The sequence below is a fragment of the Archangium sp. genome (assembly GCF_036277355.1).
Lineage (GTDB): Bacteria > Myxococcota > Myxococcia > Myxococcales > Myxococcaceae > Archangium.
The window spans coordinates 1-19,679 of record NZ_DASUNC010000168.1 but is presented as its reverse complement, the minus strand read 5'-3'; the positions used below and the strand labels follow the sequence as shown (position 1 = coordinate 19,679).

At 70.0% G+C, this 19,679-nt stretch carries 15 protein-coding genes and 1 pseudogene; 8 read left to right on the top strand and 8 right to left on the bottom strand.

The window, feature by feature from the left end; translation table 11 throughout:
• Positions 1-32: 32 nt before the first annotated feature.
• From VFZ09_RS41500 to VFZ09_RS41490, 3 genes are all read left to right on the top strand, one after another.
• Positions 33-1,379, top strand: coding sequence for a hypothetical protein (locus VFZ09_RS41500; protein ID WP_329733335.1), 1,347 nt, complete (start codon positions 33-35; stop codon positions 1,377-1,379).
• A 123-nt stretch (positions 1,380-1,502) separates the two neighbouring features.
• Positions 1,503-2,264, top strand: a complete 762-nt coding sequence (locus tag VFZ09_RS41495; RefSeq protein WP_329733334.1) for a hypothetical protein — start codon at positions 1,503-1,505, stop codon at positions 2,262-2,264.
• 159 nt (positions 2,265-2,423) lie between these two features.
• Positions 2,424-3,191 (top strand): methyltransferase domain-containing protein, encoded by a 768-nt coding sequence (locus VFZ09_RS41490; protein WP_329733333.1) that lies wholly within the window; start codon positions 2,424-2,426, stop codon positions 3,189-3,191.
• A 10-nt stretch (positions 3,192-3,201) separates the two neighbouring features.
• Here VFZ09_RS41490 and VFZ09_RS41485 read toward each other — a convergent pair whose 3' ends face one another.
• From VFZ09_RS41485 to VFZ09_RS41470, 4 genes are all read right to left on the bottom strand, one after another.
• Entirely contained in the window at positions 3,202-5,505 is a 2,304-nt protein-coding gene (locus VFZ09_RS41485) for a MopE-related protein (RefSeq protein ID WP_329733332.1), read from the bottom strand.
• A 29-nt stretch (positions 5,506-5,534) separates the two neighbouring features.
• Positions 5,535-6,155 (bottom strand): YiiX/YebB-like N1pC/P60 family cysteine hydrolase, encoded by a 621-nt coding sequence (locus tag VFZ09_RS41480; protein ID WP_329733331.1) that lies wholly within the window; start codon positions 6,153-6,155, stop codon positions 5,535-5,537.
• Between the two features lie 103 nt (positions 6,156-6,258).
• The gene (gene thpR, locus VFZ09_RS41475; RefSeq protein ID WP_329733330.1) at positions 6,259-6,810 is read right to left on the bottom strand and encodes an RNA 2',3'-cyclic phosphodiesterase; all 552 of its coding nucleotides are present in this window, start codon (positions 6,808-6,810) and stop codon (positions 6,259-6,261) included.
• A gap of 4 nt (positions 6,811-6,814) precedes the next feature.
• A complete protein-coding gene (locus VFZ09_RS41470) occupies positions 6,815-7,348 on the bottom strand; it encodes a metal-dependent hydrolase (protein WP_329733329.1) in 534 nt (177 codons plus the stop codon).
• A 72-nt stretch (positions 7,349-7,420) separates the two neighbouring features.
• On the opposite strand from VFZ09_RS41470, the gene VFZ09_RS41465 reads away from it, so the two are divergent.
• From VFZ09_RS41465 to VFZ09_RS41455, 3 genes are all read left to right on the top strand, one after another.
• Positions 7,421-8,671 (top strand): adenylate/guanylate cyclase domain-containing protein, encoded by a 1,251-nt coding sequence (locus VFZ09_RS41465; RefSeq protein ID WP_329733328.1) that lies wholly within the window; start codon positions 7,421-7,423, stop codon positions 8,669-8,671.
• Positions 8,672-8,675: 4 nt separating this feature from the next.
• Positions 8,676-9,905 (top strand): adenylate/guanylate cyclase domain-containing protein, encoded by a 1,230-nt coding sequence (locus VFZ09_RS41460; RefSeq protein ID WP_329733327.1) that lies wholly within the window; start codon positions 8,676-8,678, stop codon positions 9,903-9,905.
• Between the two features lie 140 nt (positions 9,906-10,045).
• Positions 10,046-10,237, top strand: a complete 192-nt coding sequence (locus VFZ09_RS41455; RefSeq protein WP_329733326.1) for a hypothetical protein — start codon at positions 10,046-10,048, stop codon at positions 10,235-10,237.
• A gap of 19 nt (positions 10,238-10,256) precedes the next feature.
• Here VFZ09_RS41455 and VFZ09_RS41450 read toward each other — a convergent pair whose 3' ends face one another.
• Entirely contained in the window at positions 10,257-10,820 is a 564-nt protein-coding gene (locus VFZ09_RS41450) for a hypothetical protein (protein WP_329733325.1), read from the bottom strand.
• A gap of 39 nt (positions 10,821-10,859) precedes the next feature.
• Here VFZ09_RS41450 and VFZ09_RS41445 point away from each other — a divergent pair, with 39 nt between their 5' ends.
• Positions 10,860-12,164 carry a DUF1517 domain-containing protein gene (locus tag VFZ09_RS41445; RefSeq protein ID WP_329733324.1) on the top strand — a complete coding sequence of 435 codons (1,305 nt, stop codon included), beginning with the start codon at positions 10,860-10,862 and terminating at the stop codon, positions 12,162-12,164.
• 97 nt (positions 12,165-12,261) lie between these two features.
• Here the strand turns inward: VFZ09_RS41445 and proS are convergent, their stop codons facing one another.
• The 3 genes from proS to VFZ09_RS41430 all read right to left on the bottom strand — a co-directional run bounded on the left by proS (position 12,262) and on the right by VFZ09_RS41430 (position 18,572).
• The gene (proS, locus tag VFZ09_RS41440) at positions 12,262-13,695 is read right to left on the bottom strand and encodes a proline--tRNA ligase (RefSeq protein ID WP_329733323.1); all 1,434 of its coding nucleotides are present in this window, start codon (positions 13,693-13,695) and stop codon (positions 12,262-12,264) included.
• A 74-nt stretch (positions 13,696-13,769) separates the two neighbouring features.
• A complete protein-coding gene (locus tag VFZ09_RS41435; protein ID WP_329733322.1) occupies positions 13,770-18,020 on the bottom strand; it encodes a pilus assembly protein PilY in 4,251 nt (1,416 codons plus the stop codon).
• A 24-nt stretch (positions 18,021-18,044) separates the two neighbouring features.
• A complete protein-coding gene (locus VFZ09_RS41430) occupies positions 18,045-18,572 on the bottom strand; it encodes a hypothetical protein (RefSeq protein ID WP_329733321.1) in 528 nt (175 codons plus the stop codon).
• 339 nt (positions 18,573-18,911) lie between these two features.
• Between VFZ09_RS41430 and VFZ09_RS41425 the strand changes: the two are divergent.
• Positions 18,912-19,679, top strand: a pseudogene (locus VFZ09_RS41425) (DUF2380 domain-containing protein); the annotation flags it as partial.

Genomic DNA, 19,679 nt, shown 5'->3' with positions numbered 1-19,679 from the left:
CAAGCGGGCCTTGTGACGCGGGCTTCTGCGGCGTGGCTCAGTTGAATCTGTCGGAGCCTCCCTTTGATGCCTTCCGCAGCACGATGACCGTCGCTGCCCAGGGCAAGGATACGGTCGGGAATTCAGGTAGCGGCTCCGCAACCTTCAATGTGACGCGCTGGAAGTGGACGTTCGACGCGCAGGGTGGCATCAAATCCACTCCGGCCGTTGGTCAATTGGGCACCATCTATTTCGGTACAGAATCTGGCTCTGCAGGGAGAGTGCTCGCACTTGGCCAGGATGGTTCAAAGAAGTGGGAGAAAGCGGTAGGACCCGTATTGGGCAGCCCTGCTATTGGCGTATGGAATAGCAGTTCGGAGTTGGTATACGTCGCGGGTAGCTCGACTTCTTCTGCCACTCTTTATGCCCTTGATAGCGCAGTCGGGGATATTGTTCATCAATGCACATTCTCGACTGCTTCTGCTTCCGTAGTCGGTGCGACAGCTGTGTTGGATACAACGATAGCTTCAAGCCCCGTCGAAACCGGGCTTTTTGTGCTGAATAATTACGGAAGTACTTTTGGTATCCGCCCGGATGCGGTTGGTTCTCAAACCCTGGAGTGCGTGCGGCTCGACAACTCTCGTACTATGCCCAGCCTAACGACCAATGGAAGCTTGGTGGTCGAAAACACAGGTGCATTTTACTATCCGACGGAAACAAAGCGGATGGTGAAGTATGTAGTTGAGAGCGGTGCCACTTTGCGTTGGTCTGCTGATCCTTCTGCGCAGCGGCTTTTTGGATTGGCTCTTGTTGGTGATCGGGTCATCGGCAGTGGTGGTATAGATTTCGATCAGGGAGGGCTTTTCGCTGTACCGCGTGAGCCTAGCTCAACGCCCGGGACGGTAAGTGCGTTGCCGGAGACAGCAACTGGTCGTATCAACCAGTTTGTTGCAGGCGTCGATGGGAAAATTTATTTCGGCCAGGAGACCGCGAGCAGCCAGGGCCGGCTGGTGCAGTATGATCTGACAAGCACGCGCGTCGGTACCTTTGTTCCTAATACAGGAGTATTCCAGTCGGCACCTGTGTTGGGAATTGGGAATCTTTTGTATACGCTCTCAACGGCTGGAGAGGTGGGGGCGTGGTCGACTCCCAATCTTTCTAGCAAATGGGGCCTCTCGGCACTCGGTGCCACGAGTGCTTCGCTGACACTTGATTGCGCACGTGACAGTGGAGGAACTCCTAAAAGCGGTCCTGGCGTTCTCTACGTCCCCGCGGGCGGCAAGCTGTACGCATTCGTCGTCGACAGCCGGGGCCTGGACACCTCGGCTCCGTGGCCCAAGTACCAGCACGACTCGCGCAACACCGGTAACCCCGCCACGCCCATCACGTCGTGCCCTTGAGCGGTGACGGATTGTTCCTCGTGAAAGCCGTCACTCCGCATACTCCGCCGTAGCACCGGCGGGGGACTCGTCGTAGGGTCCGCCGCCATCCGTCTTCCACTCCAACCTTCAGGACTCGCACATATGTCATCGCTGTCCCGACTGTTCGCCGCCTTCGTCACCATTTCCCTGCTCGGTGCCGCTTGCGCCAACCAGGGCGCCGCCACCACCGCCGGTGGTTCCTCCACCGTCGAGGAGGTCAACGAGGGCGGCACCACCCCTCCCGCCGAGGAGGCCCGGCCCGCCACCCAGCTCCAGAAGCTCTCCGCTCCCGAGGGCTTCAACGTCATGTTCCCCGGTGAGCCCCAGCCCCAGCGCGGCGAGGTCGCCATCCCCGGTGGCAAGGTGAAGACCGCCGCCTGGACCATCTCCGACCCCAGCGGCGTCCTCTACTCCATCAGCACCGCCGACTACCCCGAGAAGATCGTCGCCGCCAACCCCTCCTCCGCCTTCCTCAACGAGGGCAAGACCGGCCTCGTCAACCAGCTCAAGGGCACCATCAAGTCCGAGGAGGACATCACCCTCCAGGGCTACCCCGGCAAGTCCTTCACCGTCTCCTCGGACAACGGTGAGGTGCGCGCCCGCAACTTCCTCGTCGGGCCCCGCCTCTACACCCTGCTCGTCCTCTTCAACCCGAGCATCGGCGCTCCCCAGGCCGATGCCTTCCTCACCTCGCTCGAGCTGGTGAACCCGCCCCCCGCCATCACCCCGGCCACCTCCGCCACCTCCACGGACGGCGGCATGGGCACCACCGACGGCGGCATGGGCACCACCGATGCCGGCACGGGCTCCACCGACGCTGGCACGGGCTCCACCGACGCCGGCACCGCCACGCCGCGCCGGTAGTCCCTCCCTCCGGGACACGCGAGGCCTCGCTGCCCGCGTGTCCTGGCTGCCCGGCGTGAGTCCTTCCTCCGCCGGGCCACCCGCTCCACCGATACCCCTCGTCGTCCCCCGGCAACGCGTGGAGGCGGCTCGCGCGCTCCGGCTCCTCGGAGGCTCGCCATGTGGGATCCCCAGCAGTACGAGCACTTCCGCGACGCGCGCAAACGCCCCTTCTTCGAGCTGCTCGCTCGCGTGCCCGTCTCCGCTCCCCGCTTCGTCGCCGATCTCGGCTGTGGCACGGGGGACCTCACCCTCACCCTCGCCGAGCGCTGGCCCGGCGCCCGCGTCTCCGGCGTCGACTCGTCCGAGTCGATGATCTCCGAGGCCCTCCGCCGCCCCGTTCCCCCGCACGTCCGCTTCGAGCTCGCCGACCTCGCGCGCTGGCAGCCCGATGCGCCGCTCGAGGTGCTCGTCTCCAACGCCGCCCTGCACTGGCTGCCCGACCATGGCGCCCTGCTCTCGCGGCTGGTGGGGCTGCTCGCTCCGGGGGGCGTGCTCGCCTTCCAGGTGCCCGCCAACTTCGAGGAGCCCTCGCACCGGCGCATCGACGAGGTGCGCGCGCTCCCCCGCTTCGCCCCCGCGCTCGCCTCCGTGCGCCGCGGGCACGTGGAGTCACTCGCCTTCTACGAGTCCCACCTCGCCGGGCTCGGCCTCTCCGTGGATGCCTGGGAGACGGCGTACCTCCACGTGCTCCCCGGCGAGGACGCCGTGCTGCAGTGGCTGCTCGGCACGACGCTGCGGCCCGTGCTCGCGGCGCTCGGCCCCGGCGAGGACCAGGCCTTCCTCGACACCCTCCGGCCCCTGCTGCGCCAGGACTACCCGGCGGCCCCGCACGGCACGCCCTTCCTGTTCCACCGCCGCTTCGTCGTGGCCGTGCGCCCCTCCTGAGGCCCCGCGCTCACCGCGGCCAGCGGCGCATCTCCCCGTTGTCGCCCACCACCCAGAGGTTGTCGGGGCCGGTGCCCGCGATGTCGTACAGGGCATTGCCCGTGCTCAAGACCGAGCTCCAGGTGCTCCCGTTGTACCGGTAGACCTTCCCGCTATCCGTGGTGACGTAGATGGAGTTCTTCCCGAAGGCGACCACGGAGAGCAGATCCTCGCCCGACGGCGCCGAGTGCTTGCTCCAGGTTCCGTTCGACCACATGAGCACGGAGCTCTTCTCACCCACGGCGTAGGCGAGCGTCGGGTTCACCACCCAGATGCCCCGCAGCTTGTCATCCACGTCCGTGACGGCCTGGACGTTCTCGGTCTCCCAATCGTTGCCGTTCTTGAAGCGGTAGACGCGAGCGCCGATGGAGGAGCCGGAGGTGGTGTCGTAGCCGCCCACCGCGAAGAGCACGTCGCGCGAGACGCCATGCACGTCCCAGATGGGGGCCACCAGGGGGGGCGGATCGAAGAGGACGGTGCTGCCATTCCACCACATCAGCTTCCCATCGCTGACGGCGGTGCGGGACTGGCCACCGGCGTGCAGCTCGAAGCCGCCACCGGACAGGGGAACGCCGACGATTCCTCGCACGTCGGTGTCCGTGGCATCGGTTCCGACGTCACAGCCCGGGCCGGCAACGGTACGGCGGCCAATGAGGCGGTTGACTCCGCCGAGGGTGACCTCTCCCGTGACCGGGTGGGCCCAGGCCGCGTACCAGTCGCCCGCGCACTGCCCGTCGAGGTTCTGGAAGCTGGTCTGCCCGGGGGCGCGCAGCCGCAGGCGATTGCCGTTTCCAGCCACCCAGACACCGCCATCCCCGAACAGGGCCACCGAGCGCCAGATGTCCGCGCCGGCCGTCGACTGGTCCACCCAGCTCGGGCCGCCCGCCGGGCACACGCCGCCCTCGTCCACCGTGCCCTCGCAGTTGTTGTCCGTCTGGTCGCACAGCTCGGGAGCGCCCGTGTAGATGAAGGGGTTGCCGTCGTCGCAGTCTCCGCCCGCGAGGAGGTAGCCGGCGTCCGGTGTGCAGGTCAGCACGCCCGCGTCCGCCTTGCCGCGCAGGTCGAGGTCCTCGTCCGGGTAGTAGGTGGAAGGCGAGGTGGTGAAGGTGCACTGGGTGCCGCCGTCCGCGGCGCACTCCGTCGTGCCCGGGCAGTTGTAGCCCGGACTGCACGCGATGCTCACGGCGTAGCCCTCGTCCTGGGTGCCGTTGCAGTTGTTGTCCAGCGAGTCGCAGATCTCCGGCGCGCCGGGATTCACCTTGGCCCGCGTGTCGTCGCAGTCCGTGGAGTTGGCGACGTAGCCGGCGCGGGTGGGGCCGCAGTTCGTCACGCCCGCGTCCGCCGCGCCGTAGGTGTCCGAGTCGCTGTCGGCGTACAGCACGGTGGGCTTGGGGTTGTTGCAGAGGACACCTCCATCCGTGCCGCAGACGCGCTTGCCCCCGCATCCGCCCTCGCCCGTGCAGTCGGTGTTCAGCGCCAGCCCGTTGTCCGCATTGCCGTCGCAGTCGTCGTCCGCCGCGTTGCACAGCTCGGGCGCGCCCCGGTAGCGCTGGTTGTTGGTGTCGTCGCAGTCGAAGTCGTTGGCCACGTAGCCCAGCGGCTGGGTGCAGCTGGTGATGCCCGTGCCCACCTTGGAGCCCTGGCCGTCGTTGTCCGCGTCCTGGCGCCACTGGCCCGGCTTGGACACACAGGCGCGCGTGCTCTGGGTCGCGCACGTCCAGGCGCCCTTGCAGCTGTCGGCCGCGTCGCACAGCTGGCCCACCTCGAAGCTCTCGTCCTTCTTGCCGTCGCAGTTGTCGTCCCGGTCGTTGCACAGCTCCTGCGCGCCCGGGCTCCGCTCGGCGTTGGCGTCGTCGCAGTCGGTGCCGCCGGTGGCCACGGACACGTACCCGTCCTTGTCCCCGTCAGTGGCCGTCAGCGTCAGCTCCTTCTCGGCCACGTTGCCCGGGTTGACGGTCACCGTCTCGGTGGTGGTGGCCACCGGGGTGCCCGTGCACTGCGTCTCGAAGGCCTCGGCCAGCACGGCGAGGGTGGTGCCCCAGCCGGACTCACGGTAGGCGGCCACCGTCACCGAGCCGCCCGTGGGCTCGCCCTTGCCCGCCAGCTCCGTGGTGCGCGGCTCGCCCGCGCTTTGTGCGTCCTTCACGCCCACCCGGATGCACCCGGGTTTGAAGCCCGTGTACGAGACGGTGAGCTTCACCGCACCGTCGTTGTTGCGGCAGCCGGTACCGAGAAGGGCCAGGAGGCCAACGAAGAGCACGAGACGGGGGGACATGGCCCCCCATTATGCCTCCTTTTGGGCATTCAGCGGACTTCGGGGAAGTCGTTATGCACCACCGTGAGGCGCTCGTCCGCGGCGAGGCTCGCCGGGGTGATGAGCTCCAGGTCCAGGGGCACCTTTCCGCCATAGCGTTGCTGGAGCGCCGGCCCCAGCCGCTTCACCTTCAGGGAGCCCAGGCGCTCCATCTTCCCGTAGTCCACGCCCGCGGCGGCCGAGTAGGCCTTGCGCGCCAGCTCCGAGCAGTACATGGCCCGGTCATCCCACTCGAAGCGCCAGTCGTAGGGCTTGCCCAGGTGCCGCTTCGCCTCCTTCACGGCCGCCTCGCGCTGGGCCTCGGGGAGCTGCCCGGGCCGCAGCACCAGGAGCCGGCCGCCCACCCCGCGCGCCTTCCACTTCGCGAAGGGCACCCGCTTCACCGGCTGCACCGCCTCCACCACGTACACGCCCCCGGCCGTCACCTCCACCAGCCCCACGTGCGACAGGGGGCTGTCCGTCGCCGCCCGGATGGCCGCGCTCTGCTGCGAGCGCGAGGTGTGGAAGACGAGGTCCCCCGTCCTCAACTCGCCCTCCAGCGGGTGTGGCGCGCCAGCCGCGGTGTGGGCCAGGAGTGACAGCGACAGCAGCGACAGCTTCAGCCAACGCATGGAAACCCGGTCCTTTCGGGCGCGAGCACCGCGCCTCGGGAGTCTTCCGGTGCACGGAGGGGGCCAGGGGAGACCCTCACCCCGGCCCAGGGGCAGAGGGGGGTCATCCGCCGCCCAGGGGGACCTCGGCGCGCGGGTGGTACTTGCCGCCCAGGCTCTCGAAGAGGACGAGCCGGTCCACCCGCGTCTCCCCCCATTTCTCGCCCTGGAGCGCGCGCACGCACCCGGCCAGCTGCCGGTCTCCCCGGGGCACCTTCGCCCGCGCCAGCGTGAGGTGCGCGGCGTACTCGCGGTGCTCGGGCTCGAAGCCCAGCGGCTTCAACCCCTCCGCCACGTCCGCCTGCAATGCCCCCAACGCCTGGGTGTCCCCGCCCACCCCCGCCCACAGGACGCGCGGGTGGGCCGGCGAGCCGAAGGCGCCTCCGCCCTCGATGCGCAACACCAGTGGGGCATGCGCCGGGCCCACGCGGGTGAGGACGTCCTTCACGGCGGGCATCCGCTCGGCCTCCACCTCGCCGAGGAAGCTCAGCGTGAGGTGCAGGTTGGCCGGGGGCACCCAGCGCGCGTGCGGCGCCAGGGCCTTCAGGCGCGGGAGGGCGGCCGAGACCTGGGACTCGATGCCTTCCCCCAGGGTGACGGCGACGAAGAGACGCATGGCGTCATCCTTCCCCTGGCCGGAAGGCGCGGCGGCGAGGCCAGAGGGCATAGGCCCAGAAGGGCAGGAAGAGGAGCAGCTCCACGAGGACGACGTACAGGCCGCGCCGGGAGAGCATGCCCGCGCCGATGGGGGCCACGGGAATGGGGCGCAGCGAGAAGAAGTAGCGGGTGTCGTCCAGTGGCCAGAGGAGCGCCGCGCCCAGGCCCCCCGTGGTCATCGCGTCCAGCAGGCCGTGGCTGCCCAGCGCGGCGAGGGTGAGCAGCCCCGCCTTCAGGGCCGGCCCCCGCGCCAGCCGCGTTCCGGCCGCCACCCCCAGCGCCACCGCCGCCGCGAGCAGCACCGAGTGCGAGGCCCCCCGGTGCCCCCACGTCGCCGCGTAGGGAATCCTCAGCGCGAAGGCGATGACGTCCGCGTCCGGCAGCATGGCCAGCGCGGACATCCCCAGCATGGCCAGGCCCACGCGCCTCGGGGCCGCCTGCCCCACGCCCAGGCGTCCGAGCGCCATTCCCACCGCGACATGACCGAAGCTCGCCATCCGGCTGCCGAGGATAGCCCATACCGCCCCTCTCTGGAGAACGCGCGGGCGCTGGACTAGCCTCCCCGGCCCGTGTCCACCGAGTCCGTCACCGAGTCCGTCCTCGACGACATCCTTCGCCAGCGGCTCGACGCACAGCGCGTGCGCATGGGGCGTTGGGTGTACCGCTTCCGCGCCCTGGGTGCCCTGGGCTGGCTCGCCTGTGCGTTCGTCTTCGACTGGACCATGCACCTCACGAGCGTGGGCGCCTACGTGCTCATCTCCCTGGCCTTGTGGGCGGGCGTCCGCTTCGTGCCGCTGCTGCGCCACAGGCCGGAGCTCGTCGTGCTGCTGCTCGACATGCCCGCCGTCTTCGTCATCCAGGCCCCGGCGGCGGCCCTCGCCATCAACGGCCAGGTGCTCGCCGGCTTCACGGTGGGCGTCTACATCATCCTGGTGATGCTGATGGCGCTGCTGGGCGGCTCGCGCCTGTCGCTGGCCGTGGCCACCCTGCTCGGCATCGGCCTGGAGACGGCGCTCGTGCGGGAGACGGGCCGGAGCGTGACGGACAACCTCCCGGGTGTGACGCTGGTGCTCGTCCTGGCGGCCGTGGCGGCGCGGTACACGCGCCGGCAGATGTACAAGCTGGTGCTCGAGGTGTCCCAGGAGCAGACGCACCGCACGCGCCTGGGCCGCTACTTCTCGCCCGAGGTGGCCCGCCGCATCCTCCAGGCCGGCGCCACCTCCGACGGCGCCCAGGGCGAGCACCGCGAGGTGACGCTGCTCTTCGCCGACATCCGCGGCTTCACCTCCCTGTCCGAGCGCATGGACAGCCCCCAGGTGGTGCGCCTGCTCAACGAGTACCTGGCGCGCATGGTGGAGGTGGTGTTCCGCCACGGGGGCACGCTCGACAAGTTCATCGGCGACGGGATTCTGGCGTACTTCGGCGCGCCGCTGGAGCTGACGGGGCACCCGCAGGCGGCGGTGGCGTGCGGGCTGGCCATGCTGGACGCGCTGGAGGTGCTCAACGCCGAGCGCCGCGCCCGGGGCGAGGAGCCGTTGAGCATCGGCATCGGGCTGCACACGGGCAGCGTCGTCGTGGGAGACGTGGGGCCCGAGCAGCGGCGCGAGTACACGGTGATTGGAGACGCGGTGAACCTGGCCAGCCGCATCGAGGGGCTGACGAAGAAGGTGGGCGTGTCCCTGCTCGTCTCCGAGGCCACGCGCGAGCGGTGTGGCGGCGAGTTCCACTTCGAGGCCGCGGTGCCGCTGCCGGTGGCCGGCAAGAAGGAGCCGGTGGCCACCTTCGTCCCGTCCCGTGGGGCACTTCGCGCCACGGGGTGACGCCATGGATTCCTCCCGTTTCGACGAGCTCCTCCAGCAGCGGTTCGATGCGCAGCGCGCCCGGGTGGGGCGCTGGACGTACCGCCTGCGCGTCCAGGTGGTGCTGGCCTGGTGGCTGGTGGCCTTCACGTTCGACTGGAGCGTGCCCCTGAAGGCGGTGGCCTTCCACCTGCTGCTCGCGGTGGGGTTGTGGCTGGGGAGCGGGTTCCTCCCGGTGCTGCTCCGGCGGCCCGAGCTGGGCCTGCTGCTGGTGGACATGCCCCTCTTCTTCTTCATCCAGTTCCTGGGGCTGGAGGCCTCGCCGGACAGCTCGTTCACGGCCGGACTGACGGTCTGCGCCGCCGGCTGCATGGTGATGGGCGTGGCGACCCTGAGCGACTCGTCCGTGAGCGTGGGCGCCGCCGCCGTGCTCGCGTGCCTCCTGCAACTGGGGCTGATGTCCCGCCTGGAGCTCATCACGGTGGGCAGGGTCTCGGGCGTGGTGCTGGTGCTGCTCATCGTCGCGGCCATCTCCTCCCTGGCCAGCCGCCAGGTGCGCGGGCTGGTGCGCGAGGTGAGCCGGGAGGAAATCCGCCGCAACCGCCTGGGCCGCTACTTCTCGCCCGAGGTGGCCCGCCGCATCGCCGAGCGCGGCACCAACGAGTCCGTGGGCGAGCACCGCGAGGTGACGCTGCTCTTCGCCGACATCCGCGGCTTCACCTCCATGTCCGAGCAGATGGAGAGCCCCCAGGTGGTGCGCCTGCTCAACGAGTACCTGGCGCGCATGGTGGAGGTGGTGTTCCGCCACGGGGGCACGCTCGACAAGTTCATCGGTGACGGGATTCTGGCGTACTTCGGCGCGCCGCTGGAGATGGAGGGCCATCCGCAGGCGGCGGTGGCGTGTGGGCTGGCCATGTTGGAGGCGCTGGAGACGCTCAACGCCGAGCGCCGCGAGCGGGGCGAGGAGCCGTTGCGCATCGGCATCGGCATCCACACGGGCCGGGTGGTGGTGGGGGACGTGGGCCCGGAGCAGCGGCGCGAGTACACGGTGATTGGGGACGCGGTGAACCTGGCCAGCCGCATCGAGGGGCTGACGAAGAAGGTGGGCGTGCCCATGCTCGTGTCCGAGGCGACCCTGTCGCGCTGCGGCGGCGAGTTCCACTTCGAGGCCGCGGAGCCGCTCCCGGTGGCCGGCAAGAAGGAGCCCGTGGCCACCTTCGTCCCGGCCAGCAAGGCGCTTCGCGCCACGGGGTGAGGGCGAGCCCCCCGCTCAGGCGCGCGGCGCGGCGGAGAAGGGACTCACGTACGGCGCCACGGCGAGCTGCTCCCAGGTATTGTGGAGCCCGTCGAGGGAGGTGACCTGGACGCCGGTCAGGCCGGCGCCATCGAGGCAATGTGTCACAAGCGGTCTCGACGGAGGCGTACCGGTTCCGCGCGCGGGTGACGGTGCAGGCTCCCGCGCGGGTGGTGTCCGAGCGGTTGTCCGGAGTGGCGGGACGCATCGAGGAGCTGGATGCGGAGCGCTGCCGGGTGCACGAGCACCTGCGCCGCCTGTCCGAGCGGCTCGCCCGGGCCGCACAGCGCTAGACGGGCATCTCCGCGCGGGTCAGGGCGGCGGAGTCTGGACCGTGGGGGCGGGCTCTTCCGCTCGCGGGGGAGCGTCGAGCGGAACCCACCCACGGTTGAGCCCGGCGTTGCCTCCCACGCGCTCCGAGGGCGCGGTGAGCACGGTCCATTCCGTCCGCACGCCCTTCGAGAACACATTCATCTGCGCGCGCAGCTCGACGGGCTCGTGCGTGCAGGCCTGGACGTGGTGGACGGGGCCGTTGCTGCTCTCGTGCCGGGCCCAATCGGAGTGCCGGTCCGAGGTGTCGCTCGGCCGCAGCGAGAGGCTCCAGCCCGTATCCCTCCCCGATGCGCTGGCCACCACCGCGACGCACTCCTCCTTCCCGAGCCGGATCACCCGCTGCTCCGTGGACGTGGCCTCCACCTGCTCCGGCGCCGCGCGCTGGAATCCGAGTGACTCGGCGGCGGCGACCTCCCGCTGGTGGATGCGCTCGACGTGGCGCTGGGGGTAGCGGTCCACCTCGCACGCGTCATTGAGGAACATGAAGGAGGTGAAGCACGTGATGAACGCGAACAAGCTGCCGGTGAACATCCGCTCGCCCATGTGTATGCGCTCCGCCGGGTTTCCGTCCGGTGCTAGTCTATGCGCATGCGGTGGTTCTTCGTCACGGTGTTGCTGGTGGCCTGCTCGGCCCGGGCTCAGTCCACGGGTGGAAGCTTCGGCGGGGGGAGCTTCGGGGGCGGCTCATCCGGGAGCTCGTCCTCCGGCTCGTCCGGTGGCTCGTCGGGAAATGGCCGCGGCTCGGGTTCCCTGTTCGGCGAGAAGAAGGAGAAGTCCACCCGGCAGCGGTCTCCCGCGGTCAAGCGCGAGCCCACCGCCGAGGAGCGGCTCCTCGATTCGATGGAGCGCGCCCGGCGCGAGCAGGAGCGGGCCGAGTGGGAGGCGCGAGAGCAGCAGTGGCTCGCCTCCCACAGGCAGGCGGGGGTCGTGGTGTTGGAGCCGGACGAGCGGGCCGCGTTCGAGCCTCCCGGTCCGCTCCAGCGGTTCTTCTGGCCCCATGGGCTGCTCGCGTTGCTCGTCTTCGTCGGGTTCGTCGCCCTCCCTTCCCGGCTCCTCGTCCCGGGGCCGGCGAAGTCCTCCAGCGCCTCCTGGTCCTTGCGCCTTCCCTCCTTCTCGGAGCTCTTCGGGGTCGCCCACATCGTGCGGGTGAGCGTGGCCTTCGACTGGGGCGCGCGCGCCGTGGTGCAGAAGGAGCTCGCGAACATCGCCGAGAGCTTCCGGTACGCTTCGCTGCAGGACTCGTTGGACCAGGTCATCTACGCGCTGGAGCGCTCCCTGCCTCACGCGCGGTACGCCTGCTGGACGGGAGAGTCGCTGCGGCTCGGCCGTGCGCAGGCGCGCTTCCTCGAGCTCGCGTCGGAGCTGCGGGGCCGGTACTCGAAGGAGCTCGTCCGCGGCGAGCGGCGCGAGGAGGGGGACGGCGAGCGCGCCCGCTCCCGTGAGGGCCAGGGCCTGGTGGTGGTGAGCCTGCTGATGGGCCGCAAGGGTCTTCCCTCCTCGTTGCCCTCCGAGGTCTCCGCCCAGGCGTTGCTCGAGCTGTTGCAGGCGCAGACCTCGGGCGAGCCCGTGGACGTGCTGGAGATCATCTGGTCTCCGGCGGCCGAGGAGGACCGGATGAGCTCGGCCGAGCTCGAGGCGCACTACCCGGAGCTGGTGCGGCTGGAGGCGAAGGCCGGGGCGCTCGGGCGTGTGTCCTGTCCGAGCTGTCAGGCCCTCTACGCCGCCGAGCTCGGCGCCTGCCCGAGCTGCGGCAGCACCGCCCCCGGCGTGGACGCGAAGCACGTGCTCGCCGGCCCGTGCCCCCACTGTCAGGCCGACATGCCCCGCTACGAGACGAAGTGCGAGCGGTGTGGGGCCTGGGTTCCCGCGGACGGCCGCAAGGCGTGACGCGGATGCGGTCCGGAGTGGGGGGCAGGGGACGGCCCGGGGCCCGCCGCACCCTCACCCCGTCCCTCTCCCGAGGGGAGAGGGGAAATGGTCTTCCTCAGTACGCCTTGGAGAAGACGATGCGGCCCGGCGACGGCTCTCCCGTCACCACGCACTTGCCCGCCTCCTGCTTCAGCGCGAACGGCCGGTTGCGCGTCGTCAGGCCCGTCTCGTCCTTGATGCGCGCCTCCACCTTCGGGTCCCCATTCCAGTGCGCCAGCAGGAACCCCGCGTCCGCCTTCTCCTTCATCTCCTCGTAGCTGTTCACCTCGAAGGTGTTCGCGTCCCGGAAGCTCTTCGCCTTCTCGAACAGCGACGTCTGCATCTGCTCGAGCATCTCCTGGGCCTTGCCCACCGCCTGGTCCAGCGGGATGAACTCCTTCTGCTTCACGTCCCGGCGCACCATCACGCACGAGCCCTTCGCCAGATCCTTCGGACCCAGCTCCACCCGCAGGCACGTGCCGATCAGCTCGTGCTCGCTGTACTTCCAGCCCGGGCTCTTCGTGTCGTCGTCGTCCACCACCACGCTCAGGCCCGCCTTCTTCAGGTCCGCCGCCAGCGCGTGCGACTTCTCCATCACCTGCGTCTTCTCCGCGTCCGTCGCCTTGCCCGCGATCGGGATGATCACCACGTGCGTCGGCGCCAGCCGCGGCGGCACGATGAGACCCGTGTCATCCGAGTGCGTCATGATGAGCCCGCCGATGAGGCGCGTGGACACGCCCCACGACGTCTGCCACACGTGGTGCTGCTTGCCGTCCCGGCCCTGGAACATCGTGTCGAAGGCCTTGGCGAAGTTCTGCCCCAGGTTGTGGCTGGTGCCCGCCTGCAGCGCCTTCTTGTCCTGCATCATCGCCTCGATGCTGTACGTGCGCAGCGCGCCGGCGAACTTCTCCGACTCCGTCTTGCGCCCCGTCATCACCGGCATCGCCATGTAGTCCTCGGCGAACTTCCGGTACACCTCCAGCATCTGCAGTGTCTCCTTCTCCGCGTCGTCCTCCGTCTCGTGGCAGGTGTGGCCCTCCTGCCAGAGGAACTCGGTGGTCCGCAGGAACAGGCGCGTGCGCATCTCCCAGCGCATCACGTTCGCCCACTGGTTGATGAGCAGCGGCAGGTCCCGGTAGCTCTGGATCCACTTGGCGAAGCTGCGGTTGATGATGGTTTCCGACGTGGGCCGGATGACGTAGGGCTCCTCCAGCTTGGCCCCACCGGCGTGCGTCACCACCGCCAGCTGCGGGTTGAAGCCCTCGACGTGCTCGGCCTCCTTCTTCAGGTAGCTCTCGGGGATGAGCAGCGGGAAGTAGGCGTTCTTGTGGCCCAGGTCCTTGAACATCTTGTCCAGGACGCGCTGCATGTTCTCCCAGATGGCATAGCCATTGGGCCGGATGACCATGCAGCCCTTCACGTCCGAGTAGTCGGCGAGCTTCGCCTTCTGGACCAGGTCCACATACCACTCGGAAAAGCCCTTCTCGCGCGGTGCCAGCTTCTCGGCCATCTGCTTGAAATCCTTCGAAAATGAGTGAGGGCCGTTGCCTACGCCAGCCCCCGCCCGGAATCAATGGTTGCGGGCTACTCGCAGCGGGTGGCCTCGTGCCGGCAGTCATGGCCGGAACGGTCCAGCTCCAGCTGGTAGAGGGACTGGAGGGCCTCGTTCTCCAGGGAGACCCCCAGCCGGCGGGGGCCCGTCCCCGGCTCGTTGAGCAGGATGTCCACCGTCTCCAGGCCCCTCTGGGGCACCGGGTCCGCCGGGGCCGCCATCACGCTCCGCTCCTCGAAGCGCTTCCAGGTGCGCCCCCCCGCCGTGCCCGCCACCGTGGCGAAGCCCTCGGCGCAGTGGGCCGCTCCCCCCACGAAGCCGGCCTGGTACACCCGGGCGCTGTGGCCCCCCGAGGCCGCGCACATCCCCCCCGACGCCCCGGGCTCGAAGCTGTTCCACAGCACGCATCCGTTGACGATGGACGTCCCACTCCCCGTCTGCTCCCGGGGGGCCCGGTACCGCACGTACCACCCCGCCTCCAGGGAGCCGGCCTCCTTCTCGCCCGTCGTCACCCGGCCGTCCGCCCCGAACTGGGACACGTCCACCAGGGAGTCCTCCGTCAGCATGCCGGCCTCGTACGCCGTGGCCGCCGCCGCCGTGTCGAAGGTGCGCGCCTTCTTCACCCCGTAGCTCCAGAAGCCGTAGAAGCGGTTGACGCTGGTGGCCGGCAGCGGCTTCGTCGCCGCCACGGGCACCCAGTCGTCCTTCGTCACCCGGCAGCCGCTGGCGTCACAGGTGTACTCCAGCCGCCCCGCGCTGCTCGCCGTGCAACCGTTGGCCGCGTCGTAGTCCCAGTCCAGCGATACCTTCGTCGAGCCGCAGGTGCCCCCCTCCGTCGCCGGGGTGGGCGTTTCCGGCGTGTACTTGTAGCCCTCGTAGGTGGTGCTGGCGCTCCAGAGCGTCGAGCCGCCGCGCTGCACGGTGACGCTCTGGCTCGCGCGGCAGCCGAGCTGCGCGCACCCCAGCGGGTTGGAGAGCCGGCACGTCGTCCCGCCGCTCTCCGCCAGGTTGTAGCGGTCCCCCGTCCCCACGAAGGTGCGCAGGTAGCCCGTGTCCGGCTGCACCGTGTTGGAGGTCATGTAGCTGAAGGCGGGCCGCACCGTGTCGGCATCGGGGCTCTCCACCGTGTCCGGGGGCTTCACCTGGAAGGCCCGGGCGGCGAACCAGTTGGCCACCTGGCCTCCCCCCGCCGGCCGCTCCCCGGGCTGCCAGAAGCGCACCGTCCACACCTGGCCCCCGTAGTCCGCCACCGTCGCCGTGTCGAAGAGCAGGTCTCCGTCCGGCTTGGAGCTGAGCTCGCCGCCAATGTCCATCATCGCCACGCTGGCCGCGAAGGGGTGGCGCAGGTGCTCGGAGCGCGTGCTGCCGTCGCCGTGGAAGAAGCTCCACAGCGTCTCGCCCGTCTTCATGTCCACCATGGCCAGGCCCCGGCCACGGTTCTGGGAGCGGTCATACCCGCCATTGAGGAAGACGACCCAGTCCTCGCGGGCCGGCTTGCCCGCCACGCGCCACGGGCCCTCTGGATCCGCCAGCGCCACCGGGCCGATCGGCGGAGGCCTCGGCGCGAAGTGCCCATCGCTCTCGCCCAGCTGGAGCGCGAGCGCGTCACACGGCTGCGGCCACATCCACAGGAAGTCCCCCCTTTGGTGGGGCGGGCGGCCCGGCTGTGCTGCCCCCGGGCTCTTCATCAGCGCCGTCACGTCCAGCGCGAAGCGGTGCACCCCGCCCGTGCCCGTGCCCACCACCGCCACCGTGCGGAACTCGCTGGCCTGCTTCTTCCCGTCCGCCTCCGCGTCTCCGGAGGCGCCCACCCCGTCCAGCCACACCTCGCGCACCATGGGCGTGCCGTCCACGAACCAGCCGTGCTGGCCCAGCTTGGGCAACAGCCTGGGCAACAGGTCCGGGGGGATGAAGGCCCAGAGCTCCTCGCCCGTGCCCTCGTCGTGCTTCGGCAGGCCGGTGAGCGCGTCCTTCCCCGTGCGGGTGCCGTTGTGGAAGGCGTGCAGCATGCCGCCGTTGGAGCCCACCAGGACCACCCGGTCGCGCTGCTCGTGGCGGGCCACGTACTCGTCATAGGCGTCGCGCGTGCGGCCCGAGCCCGCCTCCGTGTAGTGCTTCTGCTCCGTGCGGCCCGCGTAGAGCGTCTGCAGGCACTGCGTCGAGAAGCCACAGAACTCCCGTGGCATGGGCGGCTCCACCGTCCGCGGCGCCGAGTGGAAGATGTCATGCAGCAGGAAGGGCCGGTCGAAGTCGCGCCGCGTCTTGTCCGGGTTCAGCACGTCCGCGCCCCGGTAGTAGCGGATGACGGCGCGGGCACAGTCGTCCGGGCCCAGCTTCTCGCCCGCCACGGTGCACCCGCTCGCGCCGATGCCGAGGGCCTCGCGCAGCACCGGCGCATTGGCCTCGGTGAAGGCCACCGGCGTGTCGTGCGAGTCCAGCCGCCCGTCCGGCCCACCCGAGGCGCCGCCGTTGTCCACGAGCGTGTAGAGCTCCCGCGTCTTCCACCGCTGCGAGGCCGCCGCCGAGGGCTTGAGCTTCTGGCCCGCCTCCCAGAAGGGCCTGGCGGGCACCAGGCGGTCCCTCAGCTTCACGAAGTCGCCCACCTCGTTCTCCACCACGGCGTCCCCGTCCATGTCCATGAGGTGGACGTCGTCGCAGTCCTTGTCGTGGTTGAGGTCCCACGGATCTCCACCCGAGGAGGCGAGCGCCGCCTTGCAGCCGAGCAGCAGCTCCGAGGCGAGCTTGTAGCGGTAGAGGTAGCCGCGCCACGGCTCGTCCCGGTCGCGGCCCGGACGCAGGCGGGGCACCAGCGTGCCGCTCGCCGAGCCGAGCTGTCCGCCGGACGTGGACGCCGCGGAGAAGGAGGTGGAGCGCCGGTTCACGTTGGCGATGATGTCCTCCAGGGCCTGCTTCAGCCCCGCGCCATCGTTGGCCTGGTAGTAGAGGCCGCCGCCCACGCGCGCCGCGTTCTTGAGGATGTTGGCGTTGATGCCGAAGCCGATGGCGTGGAGGGTGAGGCTCTGCCGGCCGCCGGTGTCGAAGTCCCCCACCACCGCGGGGCTGCCGGACTGCAGGTCCTTCGTGGCGAGCAGCTTCGCCACGTCATCCAGCTTGTGCAGCGCGTCCTCGGGGCACGGCTCCGAGGCGGGGCACTCCACCGCGCCGCCATTGAGGGCCTCGAGGGTGCCGGCGGGGACGTGCTCGTCGGCGCTCGGCTCGCCGTCCGTGACGATGACGATGGACGTGGCCTGGCAGCCCCAGCACCAGCTGCGCTCCGGGCGGGACAGGGGCGCGTTCTGGAAGCCGCTCTTGAGGAAGCTCGAGTCGAAGCCGAAGACGTCCGTGTAGAGGGCGTTGCTGGAGGAGAAGTACTGCCCCACGTTGAGGAGCGACTCGGCCAGCGGGGTGGCGGCCTTGAAGCGCAGCGCGTCCACGGCCGCGAGGTAGCTGGGGCGCACCGTCTCGAAGGCGCGCGGGTCCGCGCTGAGCTGCTCGCACGTGGGGCCCTGCGGCATGGACATGAGCGCGCCGTGCACCGTGTTGTCCGCGTCGAAGTAGCTGATGCCCACGCGCGCCTGGCGCATGTCCCGGAGGATGGCCTTGAGCACCGCCTTCGCCGTCACGTACTTGGGCGGGTTGAAGTTGAGGAAGCGGCCCGAGAAGGCATACGTGTAGCGCCTCGGGTCCGTGCCCGGCCTCGAGCCCATGGCCCCGGGGCGCTTGTAGAAGCCCTTCGTCTCCATGCAGGCGAGGCACGCGTCGTAGAGCGCTCGCGTCGGGTCCGCGCTCGCCGGGTGCTGGTACGCGCAGACCTCCTCCTTCGTGTTCCACTGCGAGGCCGGCGTGTTGAGGTCCTCCCAGAACATGTACGCGTAGAACTTGTCGTCGCGGAACAGGCCGGGGTGGTCCGCGTCCGGCACCGGGTAGGCCGTGGACGGGTTCCACCCGTTGGCCGCCTGCATCGCGAGCAGGTCCGGGTTGGAGCAGCCGTCCCCGGCGGCGAATAAGGCCTCGTGGTTGCCCTCCTGCACCTGGGGCAGCTCGCGCATGGACGCCGAGGTGTCGATGAGGAAGTGCACGTTGGGCGGCGTGCCCTCGCTCATGAAGAAGCGCTCGTCGCCGGTGATGTCCTGGCCGCGCAGGGCCTCGGCGGCGAGCGAGGTGGTGAGCTGGCAACAGGCGGCCCTGGCTCCCGGGTCCTCCGGCGTGGCGGAGGCGGCCAGGGTGGAGGCGAGCAGGAGCGCGGCGGCGGACAGGCGGCGGAGGTGGCTCCGGGCGTTCATGGAATGGATTCCTCGGAGGAGGGGCTACTGAAGGCCGACACGGATGACGAACTCGACCTCGCGCTCGGGGCCGCCGGGGTACTCCTGGCAGAGCGCCGTCACGGAGTACCAATAGGCGCCCTCGGCGGCGTCGCCGAGCGTGTTGCTGATGTCGCGGGCCGTGTCGCGCGAGGCGCCCACGGCGTTGGCGGGCAGCCGCTCCACGTGTGTCAGCGTGGGCGAGGGCGTCGAGCCGGTGAAGTGGCCCGCGCGGATGATGCCCTGGCCGTACGCATCATCCAGGTGCACCTGGGCGGTGCTGCCGGGGGTGAGGACCCGGAGGCGGGCGAGGAAGAGGTTGCGCGCGGCCTGGGTGCAGGCCGAGAGCGCGTCGTCGCGCGTCTGGAGCACGGAGGCATTGCGCTCGGTGCCGGTGAAGGAGATGGCGCCGGCCACCAGCAGGGTGACGAGGACCACGACGAGCAGCGCCATCACGAGGGCCATGCCGCGGGGAGTGCTCACCCGCACGCGGGTGGTGGCGTGGAACACAGCGGAACGGGACCGGACGGACACGCGGAGGACTCCTTCCGCCCGGCTGCCTGTGCAAAGCGTGGCCCACCTGCCCCAGGGGGCGGGAACTCCTTGTGCAAACCCTTGGAACGAGAGGGAAGTCCGCTACCCCACGTGACCGCCGGAGTTACCCAGGACTGGCCTTTCTACTGGGAAAGGAACTTCCCTTTCTGTAACCCTTGCACGCCTGCCTGCTCCTGGCTGACGTTGGGCGGCTCGTGTAGGAGAAAGAGGTTCCGGATGAGCTGGTGGCCGTGCTCCCCGCCTTCATTGTCATGGCCAGGACCTGGACGATGCACGCTGCTTGTCCTGGTTCTCCTGTCCAACGCCTGTGTGTCGCTGATGCCACCGCCTGGCTCGGGGCGGAGCCTGCGCTACACCCCGTACGGCGCTACCGGGCCCACAGGGGCCATCGGCGCGGGCGGGGAGTCTCCGCGTGTACTCGACTCCCAGCCGCGCTCTCCTGCTCCCGAGACACTGTGGCACAGCGCCCTCGCTGCCCATCTGGCCTTCCGCAAGGGCGTGGGCGATGTGTCCGGCTCCACCCGCCGACTCTCCAGCGAGCTCTCCAGACTCGCGGCCAGCTACTCGGGCATTGCCCGCGTGGGCAACGGCATCTTCGTCCGCTACGTCGAATATGGGGAACGTCAGCTGCGGTGGATTGATGCCGAGCTCGCCGCCGCCACGGAGCTTGCCGCCGAGGCGTCGCAGGTGGAGGAGCCGGACATGCAGCTCGCCCTGCTGCGCCTCGCGGGCCCACGGCTGGAGGCCGCGATGATGGGCTCCATGCTGCTGGCCGTATGGGTCGACTTCCTCACCCTCACCGACGCGGCGCTCTCCCGGCGCCTCAATAGCGTGGAGGTGCTCTTCATGAGGATGGACGGCTGGCAGAAGTTGCTGGAGCCCGCCATGACGGCGCTCGCGTCCCTGGAGCCGGAGCAGGTGGAGGCAGCGGCGCGGGACATGCCCGCCCTGGTGGGCCACCTCACGCGCGAGCTCGCCGAGCTCCTCGAGACCATGAACAAGGGGGTGAAGGTCCTCGAGGCGGCGCTGCTGTTGAAGGAGTCCATGGAGGCGCTCACCCTCGTGTCGGCGCTGAAGTTCACCCTG

What these genes read in the sequence shown, in the direction of transcription:
- VFZ09_RS41495 (WP_329733334.1), top strand. Translation starts at nt 1,503, where the DNA reads ATGTCATCGCTGTCCCGACTGTTCGCCGCCTTCGTCACCATTTCCCTG.
- VFZ09_RS41490 (WP_329733333.1), top strand. Translation starts at nt 2,424, where the DNA reads ATGTGGGATCCCCAGCAGTACGAGCACTTCCGCGACGCGCGCAAACGC.
- VFZ09_RS41485 (WP_329733332.1), bottom strand. Translation starts at nt 5,505, where the DNA reads ATGTCCCCCCGTCTCGTGCTCTTCGTTGGCCTCCTGGCCCTTCTCGGT.
- VFZ09_RS41480 (WP_329733331.1), bottom strand. Translation starts at nt 6,155, where the DNA reads ATGCGTTGGCTGAAGCTGTCGCTGCTGTCGCTGTCACTCCTGGCCCAC.
- thpR (WP_329733330.1), bottom strand. Translation starts at nt 6,810, where the DNA reads ATGCGTCTCTTCGTCGCCGTCACCCTGGGGGAAGGCATCGAGTCCCAG.
- VFZ09_RS41470 (WP_329733329.1), bottom strand. Translation starts at nt 7,348, where the DNA reads ATGGCGAGCTTCGGTCATGTCGCGGTGGGAATGGCGCTCGGACGCCTG.
- VFZ09_RS41460 (WP_329733327.1), top strand. Translation starts at nt 8,676, where the DNA reads ATGGATTCCTCCCGTTTCGACGAGCTCCTCCAGCAGCGGTTCGATGCG.
- VFZ09_RS41450 (WP_329733325.1), bottom strand. Translation starts at nt 10,820, where the DNA reads ATGGGCGAGCGGATGTTCACCGGCAGCTTGTTCGCGTTCATCACGTGC.
- VFZ09_RS41445 (WP_329733324.1), top strand. Translation starts at nt 10,860, where the DNA reads ATGCGCATGCGGTGGTTCTTCGTCACGGTGTTGCTGGTGGCCTGCTCG.
- proS (WP_329733323.1), bottom strand. Translation starts at nt 13,695, where the DNA reads ATGGCCGAGAAGCTGGCACCGCGCGAGAAGGGCTTTTCCGAGTGGTAT.
- VFZ09_RS41435 (WP_329733322.1), bottom strand. Translation starts at nt 18,020, where the DNA reads ATGAACGCCCGGAGCCACCTCCGCCGCCTGTCCGCCGCCGCGCTCCTG.